The organism is Desulfocurvibacter africanus subsp. africanus DSM 2603, assembly GCF_000422545.1.
Lineage (GTDB): Bacteria > Desulfobacterota > Desulfovibrionia > Desulfovibrionales > Desulfovibrionaceae > Desulfocurvibacter > Desulfocurvibacter africanus.
Map to the genome: position 1 here is coordinate 260,237 of NZ_AULZ01000002.1, position 24,181 is coordinate 284,417.

At 64.7% G+C, this 24,181-nt stretch carries 17 protein-coding genes; all 17 read left to right on the top strand.

Going from position 1 to position 24,181, the window contains the following annotated elements:
• The 17 genes from H585_RS0103440 to H585_RS0103520 all read left to right on the top strand — a co-directional run bounded on the left by H585_RS0103440 (position 1) and on the right by H585_RS0103520 (position 24,128).
• Positions 1-669, top strand: coding sequence for a DotU family type IV/VI secretion system protein (locus H585_RS0103440; RefSeq protein WP_027366766.1), 669 nt, complete (start codon positions 1-3; stop codon positions 667-669).
• 1 nt (position 670) lies between these two features.
• Positions 671-4,153: a type VI secretion protein IcmF/TssM N-terminal domain-containing protein gene (locus tag H585_RS0103445; protein ID WP_027366767.1), complete on the top strand. Its 3,483-nt coding sequence runs from the start codon at positions 671-673 to the stop codon at positions 4,151-4,153.
• Positions 4,141-4,914, top strand: coding sequence for a TagF domain-containing protein (locus tag H585_RS0103450; RefSeq protein ID WP_027366768.1), 774 nt, complete (start codon positions 4,141-4,143; stop codon positions 4,912-4,914). The genes H585_RS0103445 and H585_RS0103450 overlap by 13 nt, the downstream gene beginning before the upstream one ends.
• Entirely contained in the window at positions 4,901-6,469 is a 1,569-nt protein-coding gene (gene tssA / locus H585_RS0103455) for a type VI secretion system protein TssA (protein ID WP_027366769.1), read from the top strand. The genes H585_RS0103450 and tssA overlap by 14 nt, the downstream gene beginning before the upstream one ends.
• Before the next feature lie 216 nt (positions 6,470-6,685).
• Positions 6,686-7,168 carry a type VI secretion system contractile sheath small subunit gene (gene tssB / locus H585_RS0103460; RefSeq protein WP_014260282.1) on the top strand — a complete coding sequence of 161 codons (483 nt, stop codon included), beginning with the start codon at positions 6,686-6,688 and terminating at the stop codon, positions 7,166-7,168.
• A gap of 11 nt (positions 7,169-7,179) precedes the next feature.
• Complete coding sequence (tssC, locus tag H585_RS0103465; protein ID WP_027366770.1) at positions 7,180-8,667, top strand: type VI secretion system contractile sheath large subunit; 1,488 nt, start codon at positions 7,180-7,182, stop codon at positions 8,665-8,667.
• 52 nt (positions 8,668-8,719) lie between these two features.
• Positions 8,720-9,202, top strand: a complete 483-nt coding sequence (locus H585_RS0103470; protein WP_005984525.1) for an Hcp family type VI secretion system effector — start codon at positions 8,720-8,722, stop codon at positions 9,200-9,202.
• Positions 9,203-9,307: 105 nt separating this feature from the next.
• On the top strand, positions 9,308-9,724 hold the full coding sequence (tssE, locus tag H585_RS0103475; RefSeq protein WP_027366771.1) for a type VI secretion system baseplate subunit TssE: 417 nt from the start codon (positions 9,308-9,310) through the stop codon (positions 9,722-9,724).
• A 13-nt stretch (positions 9,725-9,737) separates the two neighbouring features.
• Positions 9,738-11,471, top strand: a complete 1,734-nt coding sequence (tssF, locus tag H585_RS0103480) for a type VI secretion system baseplate subunit TssF (protein ID WP_027366772.1) — start codon at positions 9,738-9,740, stop codon at positions 11,469-11,471.
• On the top strand, positions 11,435-12,502 hold the full coding sequence (tssG, locus tag H585_RS0103485) for a type VI secretion system baseplate subunit TssG (RefSeq protein ID WP_027366773.1): 1,068 nt from the start codon (positions 11,435-11,437) through the stop codon (positions 12,500-12,502). Before tssF ends, tssG begins: the two co-directional genes overlap by 37 nt.
• A complete protein-coding gene (gene tssH, locus H585_RS0103490) occupies positions 12,499-15,123 on the top strand; it encodes a type VI secretion system ATPase TssH (RefSeq protein ID WP_027366774.1) in 2,625 nt (874 codons plus the stop codon). Before tssG ends, tssH begins: the two co-directional genes overlap by 4 nt.
• Positions 15,124-15,131: 8 nt before the next feature.
• A complete protein-coding gene (locus H585_RS0103495; protein ID WP_027366775.1) occupies positions 15,132-15,908 on the top strand; it encodes a hypothetical protein in 777 nt (258 codons plus the stop codon).
• A 47-nt stretch (positions 15,909-15,955) separates the two neighbouring features.
• A complete protein-coding gene (locus H585_RS0103500; protein ID WP_027366776.1) occupies positions 15,956-18,247 on the top strand; it encodes a type VI secretion system Vgr family protein in 2,292 nt (763 codons plus the stop codon).
• Positions 18,248-18,255: 8 nt separating this feature from the next.
• Complete coding sequence (locus H585_RS22025; protein ID WP_027366777.1) at positions 18,256-22,002, top strand: DUF2169 domain-containing protein; 3,747 nt, start codon at positions 18,256-18,258, stop codon at positions 22,000-22,002.
• On the top strand, positions 21,999-23,066 hold the full coding sequence (locus H585_RS0103510; protein WP_027366778.1) for a pentapeptide repeat-containing protein: 1,068 nt from the start codon (positions 21,999-22,001) through the stop codon (positions 23,064-23,066). Before H585_RS22025 ends, H585_RS0103510 begins: the two co-directional genes overlap by 4 nt.
• Positions 23,067-23,086: 20 nt before the next feature.
• On the top strand, positions 23,087-23,713 hold the full coding sequence (locus H585_RS0103515; protein ID WP_027366779.1) for a DUF3540 domain-containing protein: 627 nt from the start codon (positions 23,087-23,089) through the stop codon (positions 23,711-23,713).
• 10 nt (positions 23,714-23,723) lie between these two features.
• Entirely contained in the window at positions 23,724-24,128 is a 405-nt protein-coding gene (locus H585_RS0103520; RefSeq protein WP_027366780.1) for a DUF4150 domain-containing protein, read from the top strand.
• Positions 24,129-24,181 lie beyond the last annotated feature (53 nt).

Below are 24,181 nucleotides of genomic sequence, written 5' to 3' on the forward strand. Positions count from 1 at the left end.
ATGCGGCTGGTCGATTACTTCATCGAGACATTCACCTTCACCAGGCAAATGCTGGAGAACGTGGAGGGCCTGAAGCCCACCGTCGCTCAGGTGCGCGAGGATGTGGACAAACTTCTTGCTCGCAGCGAACAGCGCAGCAACGAGGGCAAGTTCCCGGCCGAGGATTTCGACAACGCCCGCTTCGCAGTCTGCGCCTGGATCGATGAAACCATCCTGTGCTCCAGTTGGGAGAGCAGGGCAGGCTGGCTGCGCGAGCACCTCCAGCGCCGCTACTACAACACAACCAACGCCGGCGTTGAGTTCTTCGAGCGCCTCGGCAAGCTCCCGGCCGACAAGAGCCAAGTGCGGGAGGTTTACTTGTACTGCCTGGCCTTTGGCTACAGAGGCAGATTCTACTCCGAGGAGCAGAAGACATTACTGGACGAGATAAAGCGGGTGAACACGCGGCTCCTGCTGGGCGAGGATCGGCCTGGCGGATGTCCGTCCGGGGACCTCTTTCCCGGGGCCTATGCCCAGGACCTCGGCCCGGGACAGCGCAAGTCCCTTGTGCGGCTCGACCCGTGGCTGGCCGTGTTCTTTCTGGCGCCTCTGGGCGTACTGATCGGGCTGTACATGGTCTATCACACCTATCTGGACCGGGCCATGCGGGCCTTCCTGGGCGGGGCCTAGTATGAAACGGTTCCTCTTCGTGGCACTCATGGCCCTGCTGGCGCTCATTCTGCTGGCCGCCGCGCTTGTCGGCCTCCACGTGCTCGGCCAGCGTCTCGGCTGGCCGTGGTGGACCGGCCCGGTCATCCTGTGCGGCCTTTTCGGGCTGATCCTGGGCGCCCTGCTCCTCAAGCGCTGGCTTATCCGCCGGCGGGAGGAGGAGTTCGTCAAGCGCATCATCGAACAGGACGAGGCAACCATTGCCGCTGCCCCGGCCAAGGAGCGACCGCAGCTTCGGGACCTCCAGGAACGCTGGCGCCAAGCCATCGAGATTTTACGCACCTCACGCATCAGGCAACACGGCAATCCGCTCTACGTCCTGCCCTGGTACCTGGTCATGGGCGAGGCCGGATCGGGCAAGACGACCGCCATCAAAAGCGCTCGCCTGGCCACGCCCCTGACGGACGTCGGCCCTGCCCAGGGCATATCAGGCACGCGCAACTGCGACTGGTGGTTCTGCGAGGACGCCATCATCCTCGATACGGCCGGCCGCTACGCCATCCCCGTGGACGAGGAGCATGACAAGGAGGAGTGGCGCAAGTTCCTCTCCCTGCTCGTCAAGTACCGCAAGCGAGAGCCCTTGAACGGGCTGGTCGTGACCATTGCCGCGGACAAGTTGCTCGATGCCGGCCTGGACAAGCTCGTCGAGGAGGGCAGGAGCATACGGGCCCGCGTGGACGAGCTGATGCGGGCCATTGGCGCGCGTATTCCCGTGTATGTCCTGGTGACCAAGACCGACAAAATTCTCGGCTTGGCCGAGTTGGCCGAAACGCTGCCGGACAAGGCTCTGGAAGGAGCCATGGGGCAGGTTGTGCCTCTTCCCGGCCTGGAGATAGGTGAGGCCCTGGAAGGGGCCCTTGACGCGATCAGCGAGCAGCTGCGCACGCTACGTTGCCGCATAGTGCTCTGCCGGGAGGGATCTCCCTCCGGGCTGCTGCTCCTGCCAGGAGAGGTCGACGCCCTGCGTTCCGGGCTGCTCACCTTTGCCAAGGCCCTATTTGCAGAGAATCCATACCAGGAGACCCCGCTGTGCAGGGGGCTTTACTTTTCCAGCGCACGGCAGGAGGGCATCGCGCGCTCGCAGCTCCTGCAGGGACTTGCGACCCTTGACCAGAGGGGGCAGCAGCTGCGGGCAGGCGAGAAGGGGCTCTTCCTGCGCGGACTGTTCGCCAGGGTGCTGCCCTCGGATCGAGGTTTGTTCACCCCGCTGGCCGCGTTCCTGCGCCGGCGAAGGCTGTCGGAAGGTTTGGGGCTGCTGGCCTGGAACCTCGTCATGCTCTCCCTTTGCGGCCTGCTGACCGCCTCCTTCCTGAAGAACAAGACGGCCCTAGAGGATTTCACCGAGGATTTCTCCCTGGTGCCGAGCCTGTCTGACGATATAGAGCAGGATCTGCTGCTCATGGACCGCTTCCGCATAGAACTCGTGCGCATGGGCGAGCGTGACAGGGATTGGTGGTTGCCCCGGATGGGGTTGACCCAAAGCCTGCAGGTGGAGAAGGACCTCAAGCTGCGCTTCTGCGCGCTGCTCGAGGAAGGCGCACTGGGGCAATGGGACAGGCAATTCCAGGATATGCTGGCCCGGGTTTCCACCTCGGACTCGGATGCCGTGGTGGCCAAGCTCGCCGAGCATCTGGTCCGGCGCGCAAAGCTTATCGACGCAAAGCTAAAGGGCGCTGGCCATGCGCAGCTCGCCGCAATGCCCCAGCCGACCTATGAGCTGCTGCAAGTCTTCTCGCCCGAAGCCCTGTCGGAGGAGGCCTTCCTGGTCTCCGGGCTCGCCCTGGCCTGGCTGGAGTGGACCCCGGACCAAGCCAGCCTGATCCAGAGCCGGACAAAGGCTCGGGAACAACTGACGGCCATCGCCGCCAAGTCCAACGTAAGCCTGCATTGGCTCGTCAGCTGGGCCAATGAAACGGGCCTGGATGGCCAGCCGATCACCCTGGAGCAGTTCTGGGGCCTCGGCAGCCTGCATGGCCATGACAATGCCGGCCTGCCTCCGGCCTTTACCCGCCAGGGCAAGGCCCGCATCGATGCATTCCTCAAGGAGATCCAGGCCTCCCTGGAAAGGCCCCAGGACCTGGAGCCGCGCCGGGTGGAATTCGAGCGCTGGTACGAAGACCAGTACCTCCTAGCTTGGGAGAGCTTCGTCGGCAAGGCCGCGCAGGCTCGGCACCAGATTACCGATGCGGACCGCCGCAAGGATCTGGCCGGCGGGATGGCCTCACTGTCTAGTCCCTATTTCACCTTGTTGGACGTCATGGCCGAGGAACTTGGATTCCTCAAGGGCAAGGCCGGCCTGCCGGGCTGGGTGGAGCTTGCCTGGCGCCTGCGCGAAGCCAAGCTCCTGGCGCAGCGGCAGGAAGCGGACAAGTCCGCGCCGGTGGTCGTAAGGACCGTCAGGGAAGGGGAGCAGGGCCTTGAGCAGGCCTTGGGCAAGGGCTCGGGATCGGACATCAAACGGATTGAGGCCGTGCGCGCCGCCTCCAAGGAACTCGAGGCCTATGCCGCAGCGCTCGAGCAGATTTTGCCGGTCGCGACTTCTCCGGCCGTGGCCTATGCCGTGGCAGCGGACTTTTATCCCTACAGCACGGTGCAGCATGAAAGCAAATCGCCGTTCTACGCCGCCGCCAATTCGATCTCCAAGCTAAAGTCCATCCTCGGCACGCGCGGTGCAGCGGAACAGCCCTTCTGGGATCTGGCTTCAGGTCCTCTGCAGTACCTTCTTGACTACACCTCCCAGGAGGCGGCCTGCGAGCTGCAGACGCGCTGGGAGGAGGAGGTGCTGAGCCAGATCCAGAGCGTGCCCGAATCCAAACTCGGCAAGACCTTGTTCGAGCCATCGGCGGGGCTGGTCTGGAAGTTCCTCAAGGGCTCAGCCGCGCCCTTCCTCGGCCAGAACAGGCGGGGGCACTTCGCCAAGGTCGCCTTGGGCAGCAGCCTGCCCGTGAGCGGGGAGTTCCTTGCCTTCCTGAGCAGAACCAAAACCCAAGAGCAGATGCGCCTGCCGAGCTACCCCCTGACCATCAACGCCCAGCCGCTCGACGTGAACAGTGACGCGCAGGAGGAGCCCTCGGCCGGCATCCTTAACATCCAGTGCGCCAACGCCACGCACAGGCTGGAGAATTACAATTACCCCGTAAGCATGAGCCTGGACTGGGCGCCCGACGTGTGCGGAGACGTCAGCCTCGATATCAAGTTCAGCAGCTTCACGCTGACCAAGAAATACGCCGGCGTCAGGGGCGTGCCCATGTTCCTGGCGGACTTCAGGACGGGCGTCAGGCGCTTCACCCCTAACGACTTCCCGGACAACAAGGCCAGCCTCGAGGACCTGGGGGTGCGCGAAATCACGGTGAAGTACCAGCTCGAGGGCAGTGTCCCGATCCTGAAGCTGCAGGCCGTCAAGCCGCTCAAAGTGCCGGAAGTCATAGCCCAATGCTGGCGGTAGCGACCAAGGCCGCCGGCTGGGAGTGGCATGCCCAGGGCAAGCATCCCGCGCTGGCCGATTTCATCACCCTTGGCCGCCAGTGCCCAGTATCCAGGGGCCTCGCGGTCTGGATTGCCCGCTCATTTTCCAGGGTGGGCAGCGGGGCGGTGTCAGTCGGAGTGGCCGGAGAGGCCGGGGGAAACGGGGGAAACGGATGCTGGCAGTTCTGGATCGCGGGGGCCTCGCCGGATGCCCTGATCTGCGGCTGCCTCGCCGCGAGCACGGATTCGCTCGGCAGGCCGTACCCCTTGTTGCTGCTGGGACGGGGGAGCCTGCCTGGCTGGCGGGAGCGCTGGAGCGGGTTGCCGCCGGCGCTCTGCAGCACCTGGGCGGCCATGGCCACGATCGCCCATAGCAGGTTCGGTTCAATCCGTGAATTGAAGCAGGCCGTGGCGGCCGTCCCGGCGCCAGTGGTCCCGCGGGAGCCGGACGAGGCCCGGGCGGTTTCCCAGGACGGCCGGCTGCGTTTCAGGGAGTGCCAAGTCTCGGATGCTAAGGCGATAGAGGGCGAGATCGCTGGTTGCCTGCCCAAGGACGAGGCAAGGCAGTCAGCGCTTTGGCTCGCTCAGCATGCGGGCCGCCATGCGGCCCCGACCGCCGTGTTCCTCGGGCGGTGCGGCCAGAGCACGCTGCTCTGGCTCTACGCCAGGCCGCTCGGCCCGGAAGACTTTCTAGCGATGTGGAGCCGGCAGGCTATGCGAGGCAGCCATGGAACTCCTTGATCTGGGTAGACAGCCAGTCAGCGCCGAACGGCCGACCGGCGAGGATGTCCGCTACGAGCCGGACTTCGAGGCGCTGCAGCAGGAGATCGACAAGCTCTCCGGCTTATCCGGTCCGCTTGGGGTGGACTGGGACAAGGTCGCCTCCCTTTCCTCGGCCATTTTGGCCGGCAAGTCCAAGAACCTGCTTGTGGCGGTCTACCTGGCCGAGGCTCTGCGCCAGACCCGTCAGCTCGACGGCTTCATGGTCGGCGTGCGTATCCTCGGGGACCTCGTCGACACTTTCTGGGACACTCTCCACCCGCCCAAGAGTAGGATGAAGGGCCGGGTTAACGCCCTGGCCTGGTGGTACGAGCGGTCCAATGCCTTTCTGGCGGACTTGCGGCCCGAGCCGCTGCCCCAGGAAACGGTAGACTCCCTGCGTGCCGCCCTGCGGGCGCTCGATGCGTTCCTCGTGGACAAGCTAGATGACGGGCCGATCATCTCGAGGCTCGTCGAGTACGTGGATATGCTGCCGGTGCAGGCCTCCCCCCAGGCCAGCCAAGCCAACCAAGCCAACCAAGCCAACCAGACGTCCCTTTCGGAGCCCGCCAAGACCGGCTCTGCGCCAGGGACCGAACTTCCGCCTGCCCCGAGCCTCGGAGCAGGCACGGCCGCGGACCTGGAAAAGCTGCTCGACTTTGGCCTGCAGCAGGTCGGCCGGGCTGCGGCCGGGCTACTGATCCTGGATCAGGCCGACCCGCTTGCGTACCGGCTGCTGCGTATCAGCGCCTGGGCGAGCGTGACCGCTCTGCCGCAAGCCGAGGCTGGCAAGACCCTGCTGCCGCCGCCGGACCAGGCGGCCAGGGAGTCCCTGCAGCGCCTTGCGGCTGCCGGCGACCATGCGGGCGTAGTGCAGACCGTGGAAGCAAACGTGCCGCAAGCCCTCTTCTGGCTGGACCTGAGCCGCTTCGCTGTCCAAGCCTTTGCAGCGCTCGGAGACAAGTACCAGGCCGCCATGGCGGCGGTGCGCGACGAGACGGTTGCGTACATAAGGCGGTTGCCCGGGATCGAAACCCTGGCCTTCGTGGACGGCACGCCCTTCGCCGATAGGGAGACCAGGGCTTGGCTGAAGGACGCTGCCGGCTCCGCGAGCACGGAGCCGGCCGACCCGGCCGGGGCCGGCCCGGAACAGGAGATCGCCAAAGCTTTGGCCGAGGCGGCGGAGCTGTTCAAGAAGCACAAGCCTGCCCAGGCCCTGGGCCTCGTGCATGACGGCCTTGTCCACGCTGCGAGCGCCAGGCAGCGGCTGCTCTGGCGCATAGCTCTGGTCGAGTTGTTAACCAGGATCTCGGCCCCGGAGATAGCCCGTCCCCATTGCCGGGAGATCCTCAGGCTGATGGAGGAACATCGCCTGGAGGAGTGGGAGCCCGCGCTGGCCCTGCAGGGGCTGAGCGTGGTCCACGGGTGCCTGGAAGACGACGGCTCGGAGGATTCCAGGCTCCTGGCTGCCGAGGTCATGGACAAGCTCGCCAGGGTCGGGCCTGCGCAGGCCCTGGAGCTTCTCGGCAAAGCTTAGCAAGCCGGACCCTGACCGCTGTCGGAGGCGCCGACAGGTCCGGAGCCGCCGGGCTGCCAAGTGTGCAAAGGTCTTTTGGATAAGTGCGGAATTCGGGACGTGCTTCCCTGCTGACCGGGAAGCGGACGAAGCGGCCAGCGCAAGGCTGCAGCAGCGCGGTTCCGGGACGCTGGTCTCGGCTCGGTAACAGAACATGCAAGGCAGGAGGTGCCGGTTATGAAAGACGGTTCCGTGGCCCCAAAAGAGCGGGTGAACATTACCTACAAGCCCGCCACGGGCAGTGCGAAGGAAGAGGTTGAGCTTCCCCTGAAGCTTTTGGTCATGGGCGACTTCACTCAGAGCCAGGACGACCGCCCGGTCGACCAGCGCGAGCCCGTGAACGTGGGCAAGGAAAATTTCCAGGAGGTCCTCAAGGCGCAGAACCTGGGACTCAAGCTTACGGTCCCGAACCGCCTCGCCGACAAGGAGGGCGGACAGCTGACCTTGGACCTCAAGTTCCAGAGCCTCAAGGATTTTGATCCGGACAGCATTGTCAAGAACGTGCCGGAACTGGCCAAGCTGGTCGAACTCAGGGATGCGCTGTTGGCCCTGAAGGGACCCTTGGGCAACGTTCCCGAGTTCCGCAAGAAGATTCAGGAGCTGGTTTCCGATCCAGGAGCGCGCGAGCGCCTGCTCAAGGAACTGGGCCTCGAAGGATAAGGAGAAAGAACATGGCTGAAGAAGTGCTCAAGCAAGCCAAGCCGGAGGCCGCTACGGCAGGAGGAGAGCCCTCCCTGCTGGACGAGATCGTCCAGGCCACCAAGGTCAAGCCTTCCGATGAATCGTACTCCGCGACCAGAGTCGGCGTGCAGGCGTTCATCGACGAGCTCCTCAAGCCCGGCCGGGAAGGCATCCGGGTGACCCAGGCGGTCATCACCGAGATGATTGCGAACATCGACCAGAAGCTGTCGACCCAAGTCGACGCCATCCTGCACGACAGCCAGTTCCAGAAGCTCGAATCGGCCTGGCGGGGTCTCAAGTTCCTCGTGGAGCGCACGGACTTCCGGGAGAACATCAAGATCTCCATGGTCAACCTGAGCAAAGAGGATCTGCTGGCCGACTTCGAGGATGCGCCGGAGCTGACCAAGTCCGGGCTCTACAAGATGCTTTACACGGCGGAATACGGGCAGTTCGGCGGCCAGCCCTATGGGGCCATGGTGGCCAACTACGAGTTCGGGCCCGGGCCCAGGGACATCTCGCTGCTGCAGTCCGTGGCCGCGACCTCGGCCATGGCCCATGCCCCGTTCATAGCCGCTGCCGGGGAGTCCTTCTTCGGGGTGGATTCCTTCGAGCAGCTCCCGAACCTGAAGGACCTGAAGTCGGTCTTCGAAGGGCCGCAGCACGCCAAGTGGCGCGGCTTCAGGGAGTCGGAGGATTCGCGCAACGTGGGCTTGGTCCTGCCGCGCTTCTTGCTCAGGTTGCCCTACGGCCCGGAGACCATCCCGTCCAAGAACTTCGAATACCGCGAGAACGTCTCGGCCGGAGACACGAGCTTTCTGTGGGGCAACGCGGCCTTTGCCTTTGCCTCCTGCCTGACGGACAGCTTCGCCAAGTACCGCTGGTGCGCGAACGTCATCGGCCCCCAGGGCGGCGGAGCGGTGTACGATCTGCCGGTCTACACCTACGAGGCCATGGGCGCGACCCAGGCCAAGATCCCTACCCAGACGCTCATATCCGAGCGCAGGGAGTTCGAGCTGGCCGAGGAGGGCTTTATAGCCCTGGCCATGCGCAAGGGCAGCGACAATGCGGCCTTTTTCTCGGCCAACTCGTGCCAGAAGCCGAAGTTCTTCGGCAACACCAAGGAAGGCAAGGAGGCCGAGACGAACTACAAGCTGGGCACACAGCTGCCCTACATGTTCGTCATCAGCAGGCTGACCCACTACATCAAGGTCCTCCAGCGCGAGAACATCGGCACCTGGAAGCAGCGCACCGACCTGGAGACGGAACTGAATAACTGGATCCGCCAGTACGTGGCCGACCAGGAGAGCCCCTCGGCCGGCGTGCGCTCCAGGCGTCCCCTGCGCCGCGCGGAGATATCGGTCAACGACATCCCGGGCGATCCGGGCTGGTACGGAGTGACGCTCAAGGTCATGCCCCACTTCAAGTACATGGGCGCGAACTTCGAGCTGTCTCTCGTTGGCAAGCTGGACAAGGAATAGATCCTGTAGCGTAGCAACCGGTGACACCTCTACCTGAAACGGAGAAACTCATATGGCGCTGACCAGCTACATGACGATCAAGGGCAAGTCCCAGGGCGACATCAAGGGCGACTGCACACAGAAGGGCAGGGAAGGCAGCATCATCGTGTACGCCATCGATCATTCGGTGGAAATACCCCAGGACCCGCATTCGGGCCTGCCCACGGGACAGAGGCTGCACAAGCCCTTCATCGTGACCAAGCACAAAGACCAGGCCTCGCCTAAGCTCTTCCAGGCCTGCTGCACCGGTGAACAGATCGAGGTGAGCATCGATTACTACCGCATCAGCGAGAAGGGGCAGGAAGAAAAGTACTACACCGTCAAGATGCAGAACGCGATCATCGTGGGCCTTAAGCACCAGAAGCCCATGACCTTCCTCGAAGCGAACAAGCCCTACAAGGACATGGAGACCGTGCTCTTCGGCTACGCGAAGATGATTCAGACCTATGTACCCGACGGCATCGAGGCCGAGGATTCCTGGCTTACGCCCAAGTAACCGGGCGCGATGGACAGAGGCGGGAGCGGGACGCCGGAGCAGGACCACCGGCCGTCCCGTCCCGCCCCATGACGGGCAGGGGCGCTGTCCCCGGCAGGGAGGGCCATGATCGACATACGGCTGCTTGAGCGCATCCGCCTGCTGGAGAAGAATCCGGAAAGGCGAGGGGTGTCCGACAGCGTGGGCATCTACCGCTCGGTGATGAACCACCTGCGCCACATCCTGAACACGCGACAAGGCAGCGCGCCCATTGCCGAGGAATTCGGCATGCCCGACTTCACGGACCTGCCGAGTTCCTACGGCCTGGATACGATCAGGGACCTGGAGCGGACCCTGCAGCGCATCATCGAGAGCTTCGAGCCGCGGCTCGCGGATGTCCGGGTGACCGCCTTGCCGCTGGACGACAACCACCTCGGCCTGAAGTTCCAGATCACCGGCAGGCTGCTGCTCGAGAGCGCCTCAAGTCCGGTGGAGATCCAAGCCCTCGTATCGCCCGAAGGCAATGTCAGCCTGGGCGAGTGAGACCGGAGAAGCGATGCTCAACAGGTTTTTCCAGCAGGAGCTGTCCCATCTGAGGGACTTGGCGGCCGAGTTCTCCCGGCTGCATCCCGCCTTGGCCCCCATGCTCAGCGGTCCGACCAAGGACCCGGACGTGGAGAGGCTGCTCGAAGGTACGGCCTTCCTGACCGGGCTTCTGCGCTGCAAGCTCGACGACGATTTTCCCGAGCTGATCCATGGCCTCGCGCAGCTGACCTTCCCGCACAGCCTGCGGCCAGTGCCGTCGACCTCAATGGTCGTCTTCGCTCCCAAGCCGAACCTCAAGGAGACGATGCGCATTCCGGCCGGCACGGAGCTAGCTTCCATTCCGGTCGAGGGAACCAAGTGCCTTTTCCGGACCTGCTACGATCTCGATGTCCACCCGCTGAAGCTGACTTCGGCCAAGCTCGCCGAACGGACCGGGGGCAGCAGGTCCATCCAGCTTTCCTTGCAGCTTTCGGGGCTTGCCTTGAACAAATGGCGGCCGAAGTCGCTCCGGCTGCATGTGTCCGGCCAGTACGCGGAGGCCACGAATCTCTTCGAGCTGCTGCTGACCCGCACCGAGCGCATCGTGGTCCGGCCCCTGGACGGGGGCTCGCCCCTGGTCCTCCCTCCGATCCGCATAAAGTCCGCCGGCTTTGGCCGGGACGAGGCGCTGCTGCCCTATCCGTCGCAAGCGTTTCCCGGCTACCGCATCATCCAGGAGTACTTCACCCTGCCGGAGAAGTTCCTCTTCCTGGACATAAGCGGACTGGACGGGTGGCAAGACCCTGGAGCGGGGAGCCGGTTCGAGATCCACTTCGAGCTGGGCCAGATTCCCAATGATCTTCCCAGGGTGGGCGCGGAGAGCTTCCAGCTCTTCGCCACGCCGGTAGTCAACGTGTTCACCCACGACGCAGCTCCCATCCGTCTCGACCATCGGGCAAGCGAGTATCGAATCCTGCCGGAGGGCGGCAGCAGCGCACAGTACCAGGTTTTTTCCGTGGAGAAGGTCGTGGGAATAGCCCAGGGCTCGGTCAAGACCAGAGAGTACACGCCGTTCGAGATCATGAAGCCCTCCAGTACAGGGAACCCGGTCCATTACGTTAATCGCAGGATCTCACCGGTGAGCGGCCTGACAGAGGTGCTCCTCTCGGTTGCCTATCCTCCGGGCGAGCTGCCGCCTGAACGCGAGACGCTCGCCGTCAGCCTGCTATGCACCAATGCGCAGCTCCCCGAACGGCTCAGGCTGGGCGACATCAACCAGCCGACCTCGACTTCGCCGGAACTGTGCGAGTTCAGGAACATCCGCCAGCCGACCCCCCAGGTCGAGCCGCCCATGGGCCGCGATCAGCTCTGGCGTCTGCTGTCCCACATGACCCTCAACCTCATGTCGCTGGCCGACGCCTCGAACCTGAGGGAGATCCTCAAGCTCTCCGTCCATCCGTCGGGCCGCGACCGCACGCTTTTCGAGGGGAACATGAAGCGGCTGGACGGCATCGAGAAGCTGTCGGTCAAGGCCGCGGACCGGCTCGTGCGCGGCCTGCTCGTGCGCGGCAACGAACTCAGCCTGACCCTCAACCCGGACAGTTTCGCCAGCCGGGGGGACATGTACCTCTTCGGCTGCATACTCGACTATTTCCTGGGCACATACGCGCAGATCAACACATTCACACAGCTGTCCGTGCAGGACGCGCTCAAAGGGGATACCTACCGATGGCCGGCGAGAGCAGGCGACAAGCCCCTGATCTGAAGGGCGACCTCCTCGGGCAGGGCCGTTCGTACTCCTTTATCCAGGCGGTGCGGCTGCTCAGGCTCCTGGAGCAGGATGGAAGGGGCGCGGACCCCGAGAGTTTCCTGGCCGGGAAGATCATGGCCCGGCCGTTGCTCTCCCTCGGCTTCCCGGCCACGGACATCAGCTCCATCGAGGAAATCGGGGAGGGACAGGCGTCCTTCTACCGGATCACGGCGACGTTCATGGGCCTCTACGGAGCCTCCTCGCCGCTGCCGACGTTCTACACCGAGGATCTCCTGGACGAGGCCTCGGAGGATTCCTCCATCAGCAGGGATTTCCTGGATATCCTGAATACGCCCTTCTACCGTTTGTTCTATCGCTGCTGGAGCAAGTACCGCTGGTGGACGAAGATTTACGATGAACAGGACCCCGAGTACGTGGGGCGGCTTCTGTGCCTCGTCGGATTGGGCCACGATGGGCTCCGCAGCAAGCTGCCCTTCGCCTTCCGGCTGCTGCGCTATGCCGGGCTGCTCACGCAGTTTCCCAGGTCGGCCCTGGGCCTTGCGACCCTGCTGGCGGACGCGCTGAACATTCCCAGCCTATGCGTTGTCCCGCTCATCCCCCGGCGGGTGCGCATCCCGCAGGATCAGGTCTGCCGCCTCGGCGCGCAGGCCACCACGCTTGGCGAGGACTGCCACCTGGGCAGCGAGACCATGGACTGTATGTCCGCGTTCCGCATCACCACCGGACCGCTCACCGAGGATCGCTACCATGGCCTGCTTTCCGGCGAGCCAGACGCCGTGCTGCTGGGCAGTCTGGTCGAGTTCTACCTCCAGCAGCCGCTCGAGTGCGATCTGGAGTTGAGCCTGGCCCGGGACCAGGTCCAGCCGGCCCGGCTGGGCGAAGACACCTGGTCGAGACTTGGCGAGGACACCTGGATGTTTTGCGGTCAATACCCGGAAGCCGCGGCCGCGGCGCGCTTCCCGGTGGAACAGGGCCAGTCGTCAGCGCGGATTCATCATCGCCAACAGGAAGGTTGCTGCACATGATCGATGTTGACATCAAGGCCCTGCTCTCCAGGCTCGGCCCTTTTTCCACCACCGCGCTGCAGAACGCCGCGGGCCTGTGCGTCTCCAGGACCAACTACGAGGTCACGGTGGAGCACTTCTTTCTTAAGTGCCTGGATGATGCCGGCAGCGACATGCCGCTCATCCTGCGGCGTTTTGCCATCGACCAGGGCCGTTTGTCCGAGGCTCTGCTGGATTCCCTGGAGGACTTCAAGGCCGGCAACGCCTCCAGGCCGGTATTCTCGCCGCTGCTCATTGAACTTTTTGAGGCTGCCTGGCTGATCGCCTCCCTGGAGCTCTGCGAGACGCGCATCCGCTCGGCCGCGGTTCTGCTAGCCTTCCTGGCCAAGCCGGCCTTTTTCGGCAGCGGCCGATGGATGGACATGGTCAGAGAGATCAGCCGCGACGCCCTCAAGGCAGAGCTCGGCAATCTACTCAAGGGCTCGACCGAGGGAGCTGCCCCGGCTCCGGGTTCGGGGGCCAAGGATGGAGCGCCGGCGGGCGCCGAGGACTTCCTGGCCAAGTACTGCACCGACTTCACGGCCAAGGCCAGGGAGGGCAAGATCGACCCAGTTTTTGGCCGCGACGCCGAGATCCGCCAGATCGTGGACATCCTGGCCCGGCGGCGCAAGAATAACCCGATCCTGGTCGGTGATCCGGGCGTGGGCAAGACCGCGGTCATGGAGGGTTTGGCACTGCGCGTCGTGGAAGGCGATGTGCCCGAATCGTTGACCGGCGTCACGCTGCTGGGCCTCGAAATGGGAGCCCTGGAGGCCGGCGCGGGCATGAAGGGCGAGTTCGAGCGGCGGCTGCAGGGATTGCTGAACGCGGTCAAGGCCTCTGAACGGCCGATCATCCTGTTCATCGACGAGGCCCATACCCTGATCGGCGCGGGTGGCGCGACCGGCGGCTCGGATGCGGCCAACCTGCTCAAGCCGGCCCTGGCCAGGGGTGAAATCAAGACCTGCGCGGCCACGACATGGTCGGAGTACAAGAAGTACTTCGAGAAGGACGCGGCCTTGGCCCGGCGTTTTCAGCTCGTCAGGCTCGAGGAGCCGAGCGTCCAAACCGCGGCCCTCATCTTGCGGGGACTGCGCGACTCCTACGAGAAGTGCCACAAGGTCGTCATCCGGGATGACGCCATGGAGGCCGCGGCCGTGTTCTCTGACCGATACATCACCGGCCGATTCCTGCCGGACAAGGCCATCGATCTCCTGGACACCAGCTGCGCCAGGGTCAAGGTCAACCTCACGGCCAAGCCTGCGGTCCTGGAGGACAAGGAACGGTCAATCCAGGCCCTTGAGCGGGAGAAGAGAGCGCTCGATCGCGACCTTGCCAACGGCGTGGCCGTGGACAAGGAGCGCCAAGAGATGATCGTCAAGCGCATCGGGGAATTTACGGCCCAAGCCGAGGAGATCCGACAGCGCTGGCTCAAGGAGCAGGAGGCGGCCAAGGCGGTTCTGGCTTTGCGCGCCCAACTTCATGATGTGGGCCAGGACGGCGAGAGCCAGTCCGAGGATCTTAAGGCCAGGCTTGCCGACGCGGACAAGGCCCTGGCCGAGCTGCAGAAGGATGATCCGCTAATCCGCATCGAGGTCTGCCCGGACCTGGTGGCCCAAGTGGTCTCGGACTGGACGGGCATCCCGCTCGGCAAGGTCCAGCGGGACGAGGCCCAGACCATCATCCATCTGGAGGATCGGCTAAAAGTCAGGATCAGAGGTCAGGACCACGCCCTTGAGTCCCTGGCTCACGTCATCCGGGCGGCCAAGTCAGGGATCAAAAACCCGAACCAACCAATGGGCGTATTCCTGCTTGTGGGCCCAAGCGGCGTGGGCAAGACCGAGACCGGGCTGGCCCTGGCCGAACTGCTCTTTGGCGGCGAGAAGAGCGTGGTGACCATCAACATGAGCGAGTTCCAGGAGAAGCACACCGTGAGCCGGCTCATCGGCTCGCCGCCGGGCTACGTGGGCTACGGCGAGGGCGGCATGCTCACCGAGGCGGTGCGCCGCAACCCATATTCGGTCGTGCTCCTGGACGAAGTCGAAAAGGCTCACGTCGACGTCCTGAACATCTTCTACCAGGTCTTCGACAAGGGCATGCTCGCCGATGGCGAGGGCAAGGTCATCAACTTCAAGAACACGGTCATCATGCTCACGAGCAACCTTGCCACGGACGTCATCCAGGAGATGGCCCCTGGCGAGGAACGGCCGCCGGTGGACGCGGTCATGGCCGCGGTCCGGCCGATCCTGTCCCAGCATTTCAAGCCGGCCCTGCTCGCGCGTATGACCGTGATCCCGTACTACTCCCTGCCGCCGTCGGCCATGAGGCTGATCGTCGAGCTCAAGCTCGGCAAGCTCCGCCAGACGCTCATGGATACCAACCGCATGGCCATGACCTGGGCCGATGCCGTATCCGACCAGATCACGGCCCGCTGCACCGAGGTCGAGACCGGCGCGCGCAACATTGAATACATCCTGAACGGCAATGTCCTGCCCCAGATGTCCCAGATGATCCTTTCGCACATGAGCGAAGGCGGCATGCCCGCCAAGGTACATCTGGACGTGGCCAAGGACGGCGGGTTCTCAATGGTATTCGGAGCCTAGGGGCAGCCATGAAGAAGAAAATCGTCATTACCGCCCTGACCCAGGACGAGGGCGCGGTCATGCAGCTCATGAAGACCGTGCGGACATATGGCATGGAGCCCGGGGGCCACTTCTGGCAGGATGACCTGAAGAACTTGTCCTGGCTCGGGCCAAGCCTGGAGCTTGCAGCTCCGGATTGCGCCCTGTGGGCCATCCTGGGTCCGGCCGAGACTCTGACCAAGCCCTCGGTGCGCACCGGGCTGTCGCTGGCGGCCCTTCGGCTGCAGGCGGCCAGGGGCCACGGCTTGCCCCTGCTCGTCCTGCCGACAACGGGCGAGGTGGACCCGGCCGGGCTGCCCACGCCGCTCATGGCCGCCGAGGTCATCCCCGCGGGCTCCCCGACGCTTGGCTCCAAGCTCACGGCCAGGGCCAACATGCCGGTCAGGCCGGCGGAGGCCGAATACCGCCTGGATGTGCACGGGTTGCCGGGCCTGGGCCTGTGGATCGAGGCCGGACCGGGTAAGGGACGCACGTGGAGCGGGGCCATGCTCGGGATCACGGGGGCCGAGATCGCGGCTCACGGCGTAGGCCCTGCCGGAGGGCCTCCCGAGCGCTGCGTCCTCGAGTACCCCATGCAGGGCCTGAAGCTCGCCCAAAACGAGCGGGAGTATACGGCCTGGGGCGTGCGCAACGTCCTGGATGAACGGAGTTCCTACTACATCTCCGTCAAGGGTGACCCGGCGGGCCTGGTCTTCGGCCCCCTGCCCGAGGGCGACGAGGCCGAGGTCCATACCCTGAGCATGTGAGCCGCGTCCGGCCCGGCCGGACCAGGTAGAGAAGAGGAGCGACGGCCATGGGATTCCACAAGGATTGCTACTTCGACTTCCGCTGCGAGGGTCTGCCTCAGGAGACCTTCGACGTAGTCGAATTCAAGGGCCTCGAGGGGCTGTCCACGCCCTACATGTTCGAGGTCACGCTCGTCTCGCCCAACCCCGATATCGACCTGACCGAGGTCGTGCGCAGCCGCTCAACGCTCGTGCTTTTGCGCGAGGCGGGCGAGGAGGTGCTTTTTCACGGCATCCTGGCCGCCTTCGAGCAGACCCTAGCCTACAACACGGCCTACTTCTACCGGGCCGTGCTTCGGCCGGCCTTCTGGCGGCTGTCGCTCACCCATCACAACCAGGTATTCCTGGGCAAGAGCGTGCCGGAGATCCTGCAGACCGTGCTCAAGGACGGCGGGCTGGCCACGGACGAGTTCGAGCTGCGTTTGACCGGCAACTACGCGCCCTGCGAGTACGTCTGCCAATACCAGGAGAGCCACTTCGATTTCGTGTCGCGCTGGATGGAGCGAGAAGGCATCTACTACTTCTTCGAGCAGGGCCCGGACCGGGAGAAGCTCGTGCTGACCGACACGGCCTCGGCCCACGTGCTGGCGGCCAAGGGCGGCAAGTTCTCCTACTCCCAGACCTCGGGCCTGGACCACGCCTCCCGCACGGAGGTCGTAAAGAGCTTCACCTGCCGCCAGCAGATGCTCCCGGCCAAGGTCAAGCTCAAGGACTATAACTACCTCAGGCCCTCGCTCGACCTCACGGTCGAGGCTGCGGTCTCGGAGCGGGGCATGGGCGAGGTGTACCTGTACGGCGAGCACTTCCTGACCCCGGAGGCGGGTAGCCGTCTGGCGCGCATCAGGGCCGAGGAGCTGATGGCCGGCGAGAAGCGCTTTTTGGGCGAGAGCCTCATCCCCTACCTGCTGCCGGGCTTCGTCTTTGATCTTCAGGGCCATTTCCGCAAGGATACGAACGCCCGCTACCTGACGACCGACATCGAGCACGAGGGCAACCAAGTCGCGCTGTTGCCGGCCGCGGCCAAGGACGGATTGGGCACGCTGGCCACGGAGCCATACTACCGCAACAGCTTCACGGCCATCCCGGCCGGGGTCCAGTTCAGGCCGCAGCGCAAGACCGAGAAGGCCCGCTTCAACGGGAGCCTGAGCGCGGTCATCGATTCCGAGTCTGACGGCCCGTACGCCGACCTGGACGAGCACGGCCGCTACAAGGTCCGCCTGCCCTTCGACATCGCCGGGAGCAGGGCCGGCAAGGCCTCGCACCGCCTGCGCATGGTCCAGCCCTATGTCGGTTCGAACCACGGCATGCATTTTCCACTGCACAAAGGCACCGAGGTCCTCTTGACCTTCATCGACGGCGACCCGGACCGGCCGGTCATCTCCGGCGCCGTGCCCAACCCGGACAACCCGAGCCCGGTCACGTCGAGCAACCTGACCAAGAGCGTGATCACCTCGGCCGGCGGCAACACGATCCACATGGAGGACCAGGCCGGCTCCCAGCGCATCCTTCTGCACTCCCCGACCTCCGGCACCTTCCTGCGCCTGGGCGCGCCCAATGATCCCTCTCCGGAGGGCCACGGCGAGCATGAGAACGAGAATGAGAATGAAAACGAGAAGGAGAACGAAAAGGAGAATGAAGGCGGCAGCCTCGAGTACGAAGGCTCCCGCACGTGGCATGGCATCAGATTCCATACTGAAGATGCTCTCTATCTTGAATGCCAAGCCAAAAATGAAATCATCATGGGCGAGAGCTCCGAGACCATTCTGGGATCGGAGACCCTTATCAAGATCCTGGACGCAAATGACATCGTTCTTGGAGGCAAGATCGACATTCATGTGCCGCACAAGTTGGAATACAGCAACGGGCATACCGAGGTGAAAGGCGAGCATACCAAGGTCAAAGGTGAGAGTACTGAATTGGCGACCATGGTCCAGTACCTTGCCTCACAGCACACTCTGCTGGCAGGGCAGACCAGCAAGCTGGCGGGAGAAGTGAGCAAGCTGGCGGGGGAACAGAACGAAATCGCAGGTTCGGTCCAGATGCTGGCCGGCAATACCAGCCAGTTGGCTGGTGAGGTATCCAAGGTTATCGGGGCCGTTCAGGAGATCGGCGGCGAAAGGACCACCATCTCCGCTCAATTTACCCGGATGCTTGCCGAAGGATCTACATTGGTGGGCAGCATGACCGAGGCTGTGGGGGAGAGGATCAGCACAATAGGCGGGGAAACCTCGGTCATCGGCGAGAACATGCGCCTGGCGGGTGAGGACACCCTGATCACGTCCCTGTCCATCACGATCTAGGAGCCGCGGTGAAAGTCTTCAAGCCCAAAGAGCACGCGCTCATGGTCCGGCCCCTGGGCATCCAGGGCAAGACCTACATGGCGGCCACGGTCATGCTCTACTTCGATCTGACCGCGCCCGACGGCCTGCTGGGCGAGCAGGAGTTGTGGACCACGGTACCCGGGCTGCTCGGCCAGGGCACGGCTCTGGATCAGGGCGTGCCCAAGCCGCGCGGCGAGTTCCTCGTCACGGGCGCCTGCTGCGCGCCCAGAGGCGAGACCCGGCCGGCCTCGCAGGTCTCGGTGCGGGTCGGGCCGCTCAGCAAAACGATCAGCGTCATCGGTGATCGGCTCTGGAAGCAGGTCGGGAACGCGGCTATGAGCATCGCTGAGCCAACACCTTTCTCGGCCATGCCCGTTACTTGGGAGCACGCCTTTGGCGGCCCGGGCTTCCTTGACAATCCCCTGGGCAAGGGCGTCCAGCCGCTGGCCACGCCGGGCGGCGGGAGCGTCCTGCCGCTGCCCAACCTCGAGTACCCCGACCGCCTCGTAGGCTCGCCCGACGACCGACCGCCCCCGGCCTGCCTCGGCCCCGTGGACATGACTTGGCCGTTGCGGGCGTCCAAGGCCGGCACCTACGGCGACAAGTGGCTCAGGGAACGCTGGCCGTGGTTCCCGGACGACATGAACTACGAGTTCTTCAATCTCGCCCCGGCTGACCAGATACTGCCAGGCTTCCTCACGGGCGAGGAGGCGGTCGAGATCCGCAACATGCACCCGGACCTGCCCCTCATCGCCAGCCGCCTGCCCCGCGTCAGGCTGCGCCTGTTCGCCACGCTCAAGAAATCGCCCAAGGCCGGGCCCGAGGAGGACACCTTCCGGGAGATCGGCCTGCATGTCGACACCCTGTGGCTCTTCCCCGAGGTCCTGCGCGGGGTGGTCATGCACCGGGGACTGACCGAGATTTTGGACGAAGAGCTGGAGGACGTGCGTTACGTCCTGTCCGCCACCGAGAGCCCTGACGAGCCGGCCAAGCCCATCGAGCACTACCTGCAAGAGCAGCGCAAGCACGTGGACAGGATGGTGCCGTTCAACTCCGATCCCGGGGCCGACGCTCGCAAGAAGGTCGACCGGGCCATGCTCCAGTTCAAATCCCTGCCCAGAAAAATCGAGGAAGCCAAGCAGCAGGCCCTGGGCAAGACCCCGGTCATGCCCCGCACACCCGAGGACATGGCTGCCCTGTCCGACAGGCTCACGGCCGAGGGCGCGGCGGTACTTGACGAGCTGGAGCCCGTGGCCCGCGACCTGCACGCCCGTTTCGGCCATTTGGCAAAGATCGACCTTGAGGTCTTCGATACCTGGCGGGCCAAGCTGAAGGCCATGTCCTCGGAGGTCGGCAAGGCCGTGGACCAGGCCAAGGCAGCGCAGGCCAAGGGCGCGAAGGGCATGGACGAGCTCAAGAAAAGCCTCAAGGCCAACGTACGGCCGGACCTTCTGGCCAAAGCCGGGATCGATCCCGACGATCCCCTGCCGATCCGCAAGGTCAATCCCTGGCACGACGCAGGCTTTCCCGTGGCCATCGAGTGCCGGCGACGGCTGGAGGTCGACGCCAAGGCCATGGATGCACTCAGGGCCATGGGGCTGTCGCGCCGGAGCATCGGTAGGGCCTGGTTCGGGCTGAATGACGCCGAGCGGTGCTGGGATGGCACGCAGTGGGGCCTGAAGGACGGCGAGGTGATCCTGCCGGCCGGGCTCGTCTTGCCAAGGTTCAGGGAGGCGACCTTGACCGGCCTGGTGGTCTTGGTCGGCTGGAGCTCCGAGTTCTCAGCCGGAGATTTGCCCTTGTCTCCGCCCGTTGAGCGCGTCGCGGCCAAGGGCTCGGACGATGCGACATTATTTCTGCCTGCCGACGAGGGCGCGCCGGTTGTGGCCGTGGCCGGCGAGCTGGAGGCTTGGCTTCTGGCCCAGGAGGTCGGTGATGTCTGCGGCGTAATTGTGCTGCCAAGTCCTGACGCCGATCCAGGCAAGGCGGGCGACGAGGCCCTCAAGGCAGCGCGGGCCCTGGTGGCGATCCTGCCCGAGGGGCCGCCCCTGACAGAGGCCGACGCCGCGCCGTGGCAGGCCCTGCAACCGGCCGCGTGCGTGACCCGGCTGCCCAAGGGCGCGAGCGTGCTGCAGGCCCAGGCCAACGGCATCTCCCTGCGCGACCTGATCCTAGACGCCTTGCCGCCCGAGGCCGTGGGCCTGCTGCCGATCCCGACGGCGGACGAGGCGGACGGCCGGGAAGCACCCGGATTCCAGCCGCCTGCTCCAGGCGAGATCAAGGATCAGATTCTCAAAGCCATTGATGAGGTCAAGGCGGCGCTGATGCCGAAATTTGACGCGGCAAAGGCCAAACAAGCCGAGGCCATGGAGATGGCCCGAACCCAGCTCGCCAAGCGGGGTCTGGACCTTGACGAGGTCATGGCCAAATCCGCCGAAGCACCCAGGCCCGGATTGGCCGAGTCCGGGCAGCGCATGGCCGAGAGCCTCGCGCTTTCCAAACAGAAGGTCCAGGCGGCCGGGGGGCTGACCCCGGAGATCGCGTCCAAGTACGACGAGGCCGCGGCCCGGATCAAGGCCATGGGTGCTGACGGCGAGGCGCGCCTGACAAAAGGCTTGGCCGAGATCGAGGATGGCAAGAAACGCATTGCCGAGGCCATGGTCAAGGTCAGGGCGGGCGAACTGCCGCCCGAGGCCAAAGATAAGTTCGCGGCCTTCGGCATCGACCCGGATCGCATTGTCCGTCGCAGCCGGGAAGAGGTCGTGGCCATGCACGCCCGAGGCGAGAGCCTGGCCAGCGCGATTCTTTCGGAGGTGGACCTCTCCTATCTGGATCTGCGTGGTATCGACCTCTCCGGTGCGCAGCTCGGCAAGACCCTCATGTGCGGCACCAACCTGGCAGGCGCGAACCTCTCCAAGGCCATGGGCCAGGAAGCCGATTTCTCGGGCGCCTGCCTCTCCGGTGCCAACCTTACGGGTGCAGTGCTCCAGAAAACGTCCTTGGTCGAGGCAATCCTCTCCGGGGCGTGCCTCAAGCAAGCAGTGCTTAACGGCTCGGACCTGTCCGGTGCCGACCTTTCGGACGCGACCCTGGACATGGTCGTCATCCAGAAAGCCAAACTCGACGGCGCCGACGTGCGTCGGGCGAGTCTGAAGATGTGCGTCATCGAAGGCCCGGCGGCCGGGGCCGACTTCCGCGGCGCGCGCTTCACGCAGTGCGTGCTCAAGCGCATGCTCCTGGACGGGGCGGACTTCTCCGGCGCCGCGCTCAACTCCACCGTGCTCCAGGCCTGCCAAGGCGAGGGCGTTCGCTTCACCGGCGCGAACCTGGACAAGATCCGGCTCATCGCCGGGACCTCCCTGCCGGGGGCCGACCTGCGCGACACGCACATGCTCCACGGCTGCCTCAAGGACTCCTGCCTGGCCGGCGCGAACCTCTCCGGCTCGGTCCTGGAGTGGTCGATCATCGAAGGCTGCGATCTGAGCGGGGCGGGCCTCTACGGAGTGCGGGCCGTGCGCACCCGTTTCATCAAGACCAACCTGGAGAACGCCGACATGCGCTTCGCGAACCTCATGTCAGGCTCGCTCAGAAAGTCGCGCCTGGTCGGGACCGACCTGCGCGGGGCCAATCTTTACGGCGTCGACTTCTACAAGGCGGTCATGGGACGCACGCAACTTGAGGGAGCGAATCTCAAGATGTCGCTGCTGCAAGACCGGACGGAGTTCCTGCCATGACCAGAGAAGAGGTTCTGGAGGCCATCCGCCGCAACCGAACCATCGAAGACGTTGACCTGTCGGGCATCGACCTCTCGGGAACCGACCTGACCGGCGGCCGTTTTGAGGACGTCTCCTTTCGCGAGGCGAACCTCTCGGGCGTGAACATCTTGAGGACAGGCCTCAAGGGGTGCGACTTCTCGGGCGCGATCCTGGACGGGACGGACATGACCAAGGTGGATCTGCGCAAAATGCGCTTCACCGGCGCCTCGTTCAAGGGCGTCGTTCTGTACATGACCCTCTTCAACCATGCGGATCTGAGCGGCGCGGATTTCGGTGGCGGCAGCCTGCGCTGGTCGCTCATGCAGCACGCCATCCTGGATGGCGCGAACTTCCGAGGTGCGGCCTTCGAGAAGATGGTCCTCTCGCACAGCTCGGCCAAAGGCGCGAACTTCTCGGAGACGGACATGGTCAAGACCGTGTTCCACGACGCGGACCTGAGCGGCGCGAACTTCAAGGGCGCCAAGTTTCTCAAGGTGCTTCTTGCGGGATGCGCGCTGGCCGGCCAGGACTTCCGTGGGACGCGCTTCAACCAGGTCAACTGCTCCGGGTCCGACCTTACGGGCGCGGACCTGAGCGGCGCGGACGCGCGCATGTCCTTGTTCCAGGAGGCGGACCTGAGCGGCGCGAACTTGGAGGGGATCAACGGCGAGGACACGATGTGGCTCAAGGCAAAGCTGGTGAAGACGCGCCTGGCTGGCGCCGAATTGTCCCGAGCCTGCCTGAACGAAGCGAGCCTGACCGGGGCGGATCTCTCGGATGCGAACTTGACCAGCGCCACCATGACCCGGGCCGTCTGCCGGGCGGCCAAATTCGCGCGAGCCCGCTGTCCCTACGTCGACTTTTCGCACGCCGACCTGAGCGCGGCGGATTTCACCCAAGCCAGCCTGTTCATGGCCAGGATGCACCAGACCGTGACGGAACACGCGATCTGGACCGGCGCGGACAAGACGCTGCTTCGGGGCCCGGATCGGGATATGGCCGAGGCCGAGGATTTTAGCCCGCCGCGGCCGACCGGCGGATAGGAATGAGCCAGGGGGGAGCGATGGAGAACGTAGCGAGAAAGTTGGAGCCGGCCCGGCCGTGGATGGAATATGGACGGGTCGAGGCGTGTGCAGGTCGGCTGGCCAAGGTACGCATGGGGCTAGGGCTCATTACGGCCGAGCGGGCTGTTGGATGCCTCCTGGACCCCCATGTCGGGGACGAGGTGCTCTTGAGCGTGGATGGAGCCGGGAGTGCCTTCATTCTCTCGATCCTTCGCAGGCCCGAGGGAACGGAGGCGATCGTGTCCTTCGATGGCCCGGCCAGCTTCAGGGTCGCCCAGGGCAACCTGACCCTGGCTGCCCTGGGGGAAATCGGCCTGGCCGCTGGCCGGGTCGCAGTCGACGCGGAGAAAGCCGTGGTGAGGCTGGGCTTGGTGTCTCTTGTGGCCGAAAGGCTGGAGAGTCAGGTCAAGCGGATCAAGTCCGTGTCCAAGTCCGTCGACGCGGTCTGCCGCAGGCTGACGCAACGGCTGGGGAACTCCTTCCGCTACGTGGAGGAGCACGATGAGACTCAGGCTCAGACCCAGCGGGTGCTCGTGGAAGATCTCCTGACCATGCACTCGAAGAACGCCATGATCGTTTCTGAGGAGCATGTCACGGTCAACGCCGAGCAGATCCACCTGGGCTAGGAGGAAGGATATGTTCATGCTTAGCATGGGCGCCGGGATGAATCTCGGCTTCCCAGACGTCTGCCTCACCCCGGTCGGACCGGTGCCGACGCCGGTTCCCTACCCGGACCTGCAGTACTCCATCACTTCGGCGCCGGCCGCCTACAACGTGCTCGTGGATTGCATGCCGGCCCTTAACCAGCTCTCCCAGGGGTTGGTCAGCGTCGGCGACACGGCCGGCGTGTTGCTCGGCGTTGTTTCACACCTCATCGACGGCGAGACCACCTACATGGTCGGCTGCGCCACCATCCTGGTCGACGGCGTCCCGGCTCAGCGCCTGACCTCGGTCACGGGCCAGAACTGCCTGGGCATGCTGCCCAACAGCCCCGGCTTCTGTTGCGTACCCAGTCAGGTCACGGTTCTCTCTTTGGGCTGAAACGACTGGACGGCAGCACCGGGAGGCCGAGCGCTCACACAAGCCGTCCTAGA

What these genes read in the sequence shown, in the direction of transcription:
- tssA (WP_027366769.1), top strand. Translation starts at nt 4,901, where the DNA reads ATGGAACTCCTTGATCTGGGTAGACAGCCAGTCAGCGCCGAACGGCCG.
- tssB (WP_014260282.1), top strand. Translation starts at nt 6,686, where the DNA reads ATGAAAGACGGTTCCGTGGCCCCAAAAGAGCGGGTGAACATTACCTAC.
- H585_RS0103500 (WP_027366776.1), top strand. Translation starts at nt 15,956, where the DNA reads ATGGGATTCCACAAGGATTGCTACTTCGACTTCCGCTGCGAGGGTCTG.
- H585_RS0103520 (WP_027366780.1), top strand. Translation starts at nt 23,724, where the DNA reads ATGTTCATGCTTAGCATGGGCGCCGGGATGAATCTCGGCTTCCCAGAC.
- H585_RS0103510 (WP_027366778.1), top strand. Translation starts at nt 21,999, where the DNA reads ATGACCAGAGAAGAGGTTCTGGAGGCCATCCGCCGCAACCGAACCATC.
- H585_RS0103450 (WP_027366768.1), top strand. Translation starts at nt 4,141, where the DNA reads ATGCTGGCGGTAGCGACCAAGGCCGCCGGCTGGGAGTGGCATGCCCAG.
- tssG (WP_027366773.1), top strand. Translation starts at nt 11,435, where the DNA reads ATGGCCGGCGAGAGCAGGCGACAAGCCCCTGATCTGAAGGGCGACCTC.
- H585_RS0103495 (WP_027366775.1), top strand. Translation starts at nt 15,132, where the DNA reads ATGAAGAAGAAAATCGTCATTACCGCCCTGACCCAGGACGAGGGCGCG.
- H585_RS0103440 (WP_027366766.1), top strand. Translation starts at nt 1, where the DNA reads ATGCGGCTGGTCGATTACTTCATCGAGACATTCACCTTCACCAGGCAA.
- tssC (WP_027366770.1), top strand. Translation starts at nt 7,180, where the DNA reads ATGGCTGAAGAAGTGCTCAAGCAAGCCAAGCCGGAGGCCGCTACGGCA.
- tssF (WP_027366772.1), top strand. Translation starts at nt 9,738, where the DNA reads ATGCTCAACAGGTTTTTCCAGCAGGAGCTGTCCCATCTGAGGGACTTG.
- tssE (WP_027366771.1), top strand. Translation starts at nt 9,308, where the DNA reads ATGATCGACATACGGCTGCTTGAGCGCATCCGCCTGCTGGAGAAGAAT.
- tssH (WP_027366774.1), top strand. Translation starts at nt 12,499, where the DNA reads ATGATCGATGTTGACATCAAGGCCCTGCTCTCCAGGCTCGGCCCTTTT.
- H585_RS0103515 (WP_027366779.1), top strand. Translation starts at nt 23,087, where the DNA reads ATGGAGAACGTAGCGAGAAAGTTGGAGCCGGCCCGGCCGTGGATGGAA.
- H585_RS0103445 (WP_027366767.1), top strand. Translation starts at nt 671, where the DNA reads ATGAAACGGTTCCTCTTCGTGGCACTCATGGCCCTGCTGGCGCTCATT.
- H585_RS0103470 (WP_005984525.1), top strand. Translation starts at nt 8,720, where the DNA reads ATGGCGCTGACCAGCTACATGACGATCAAGGGCAAGTCCCAGGGCGAC.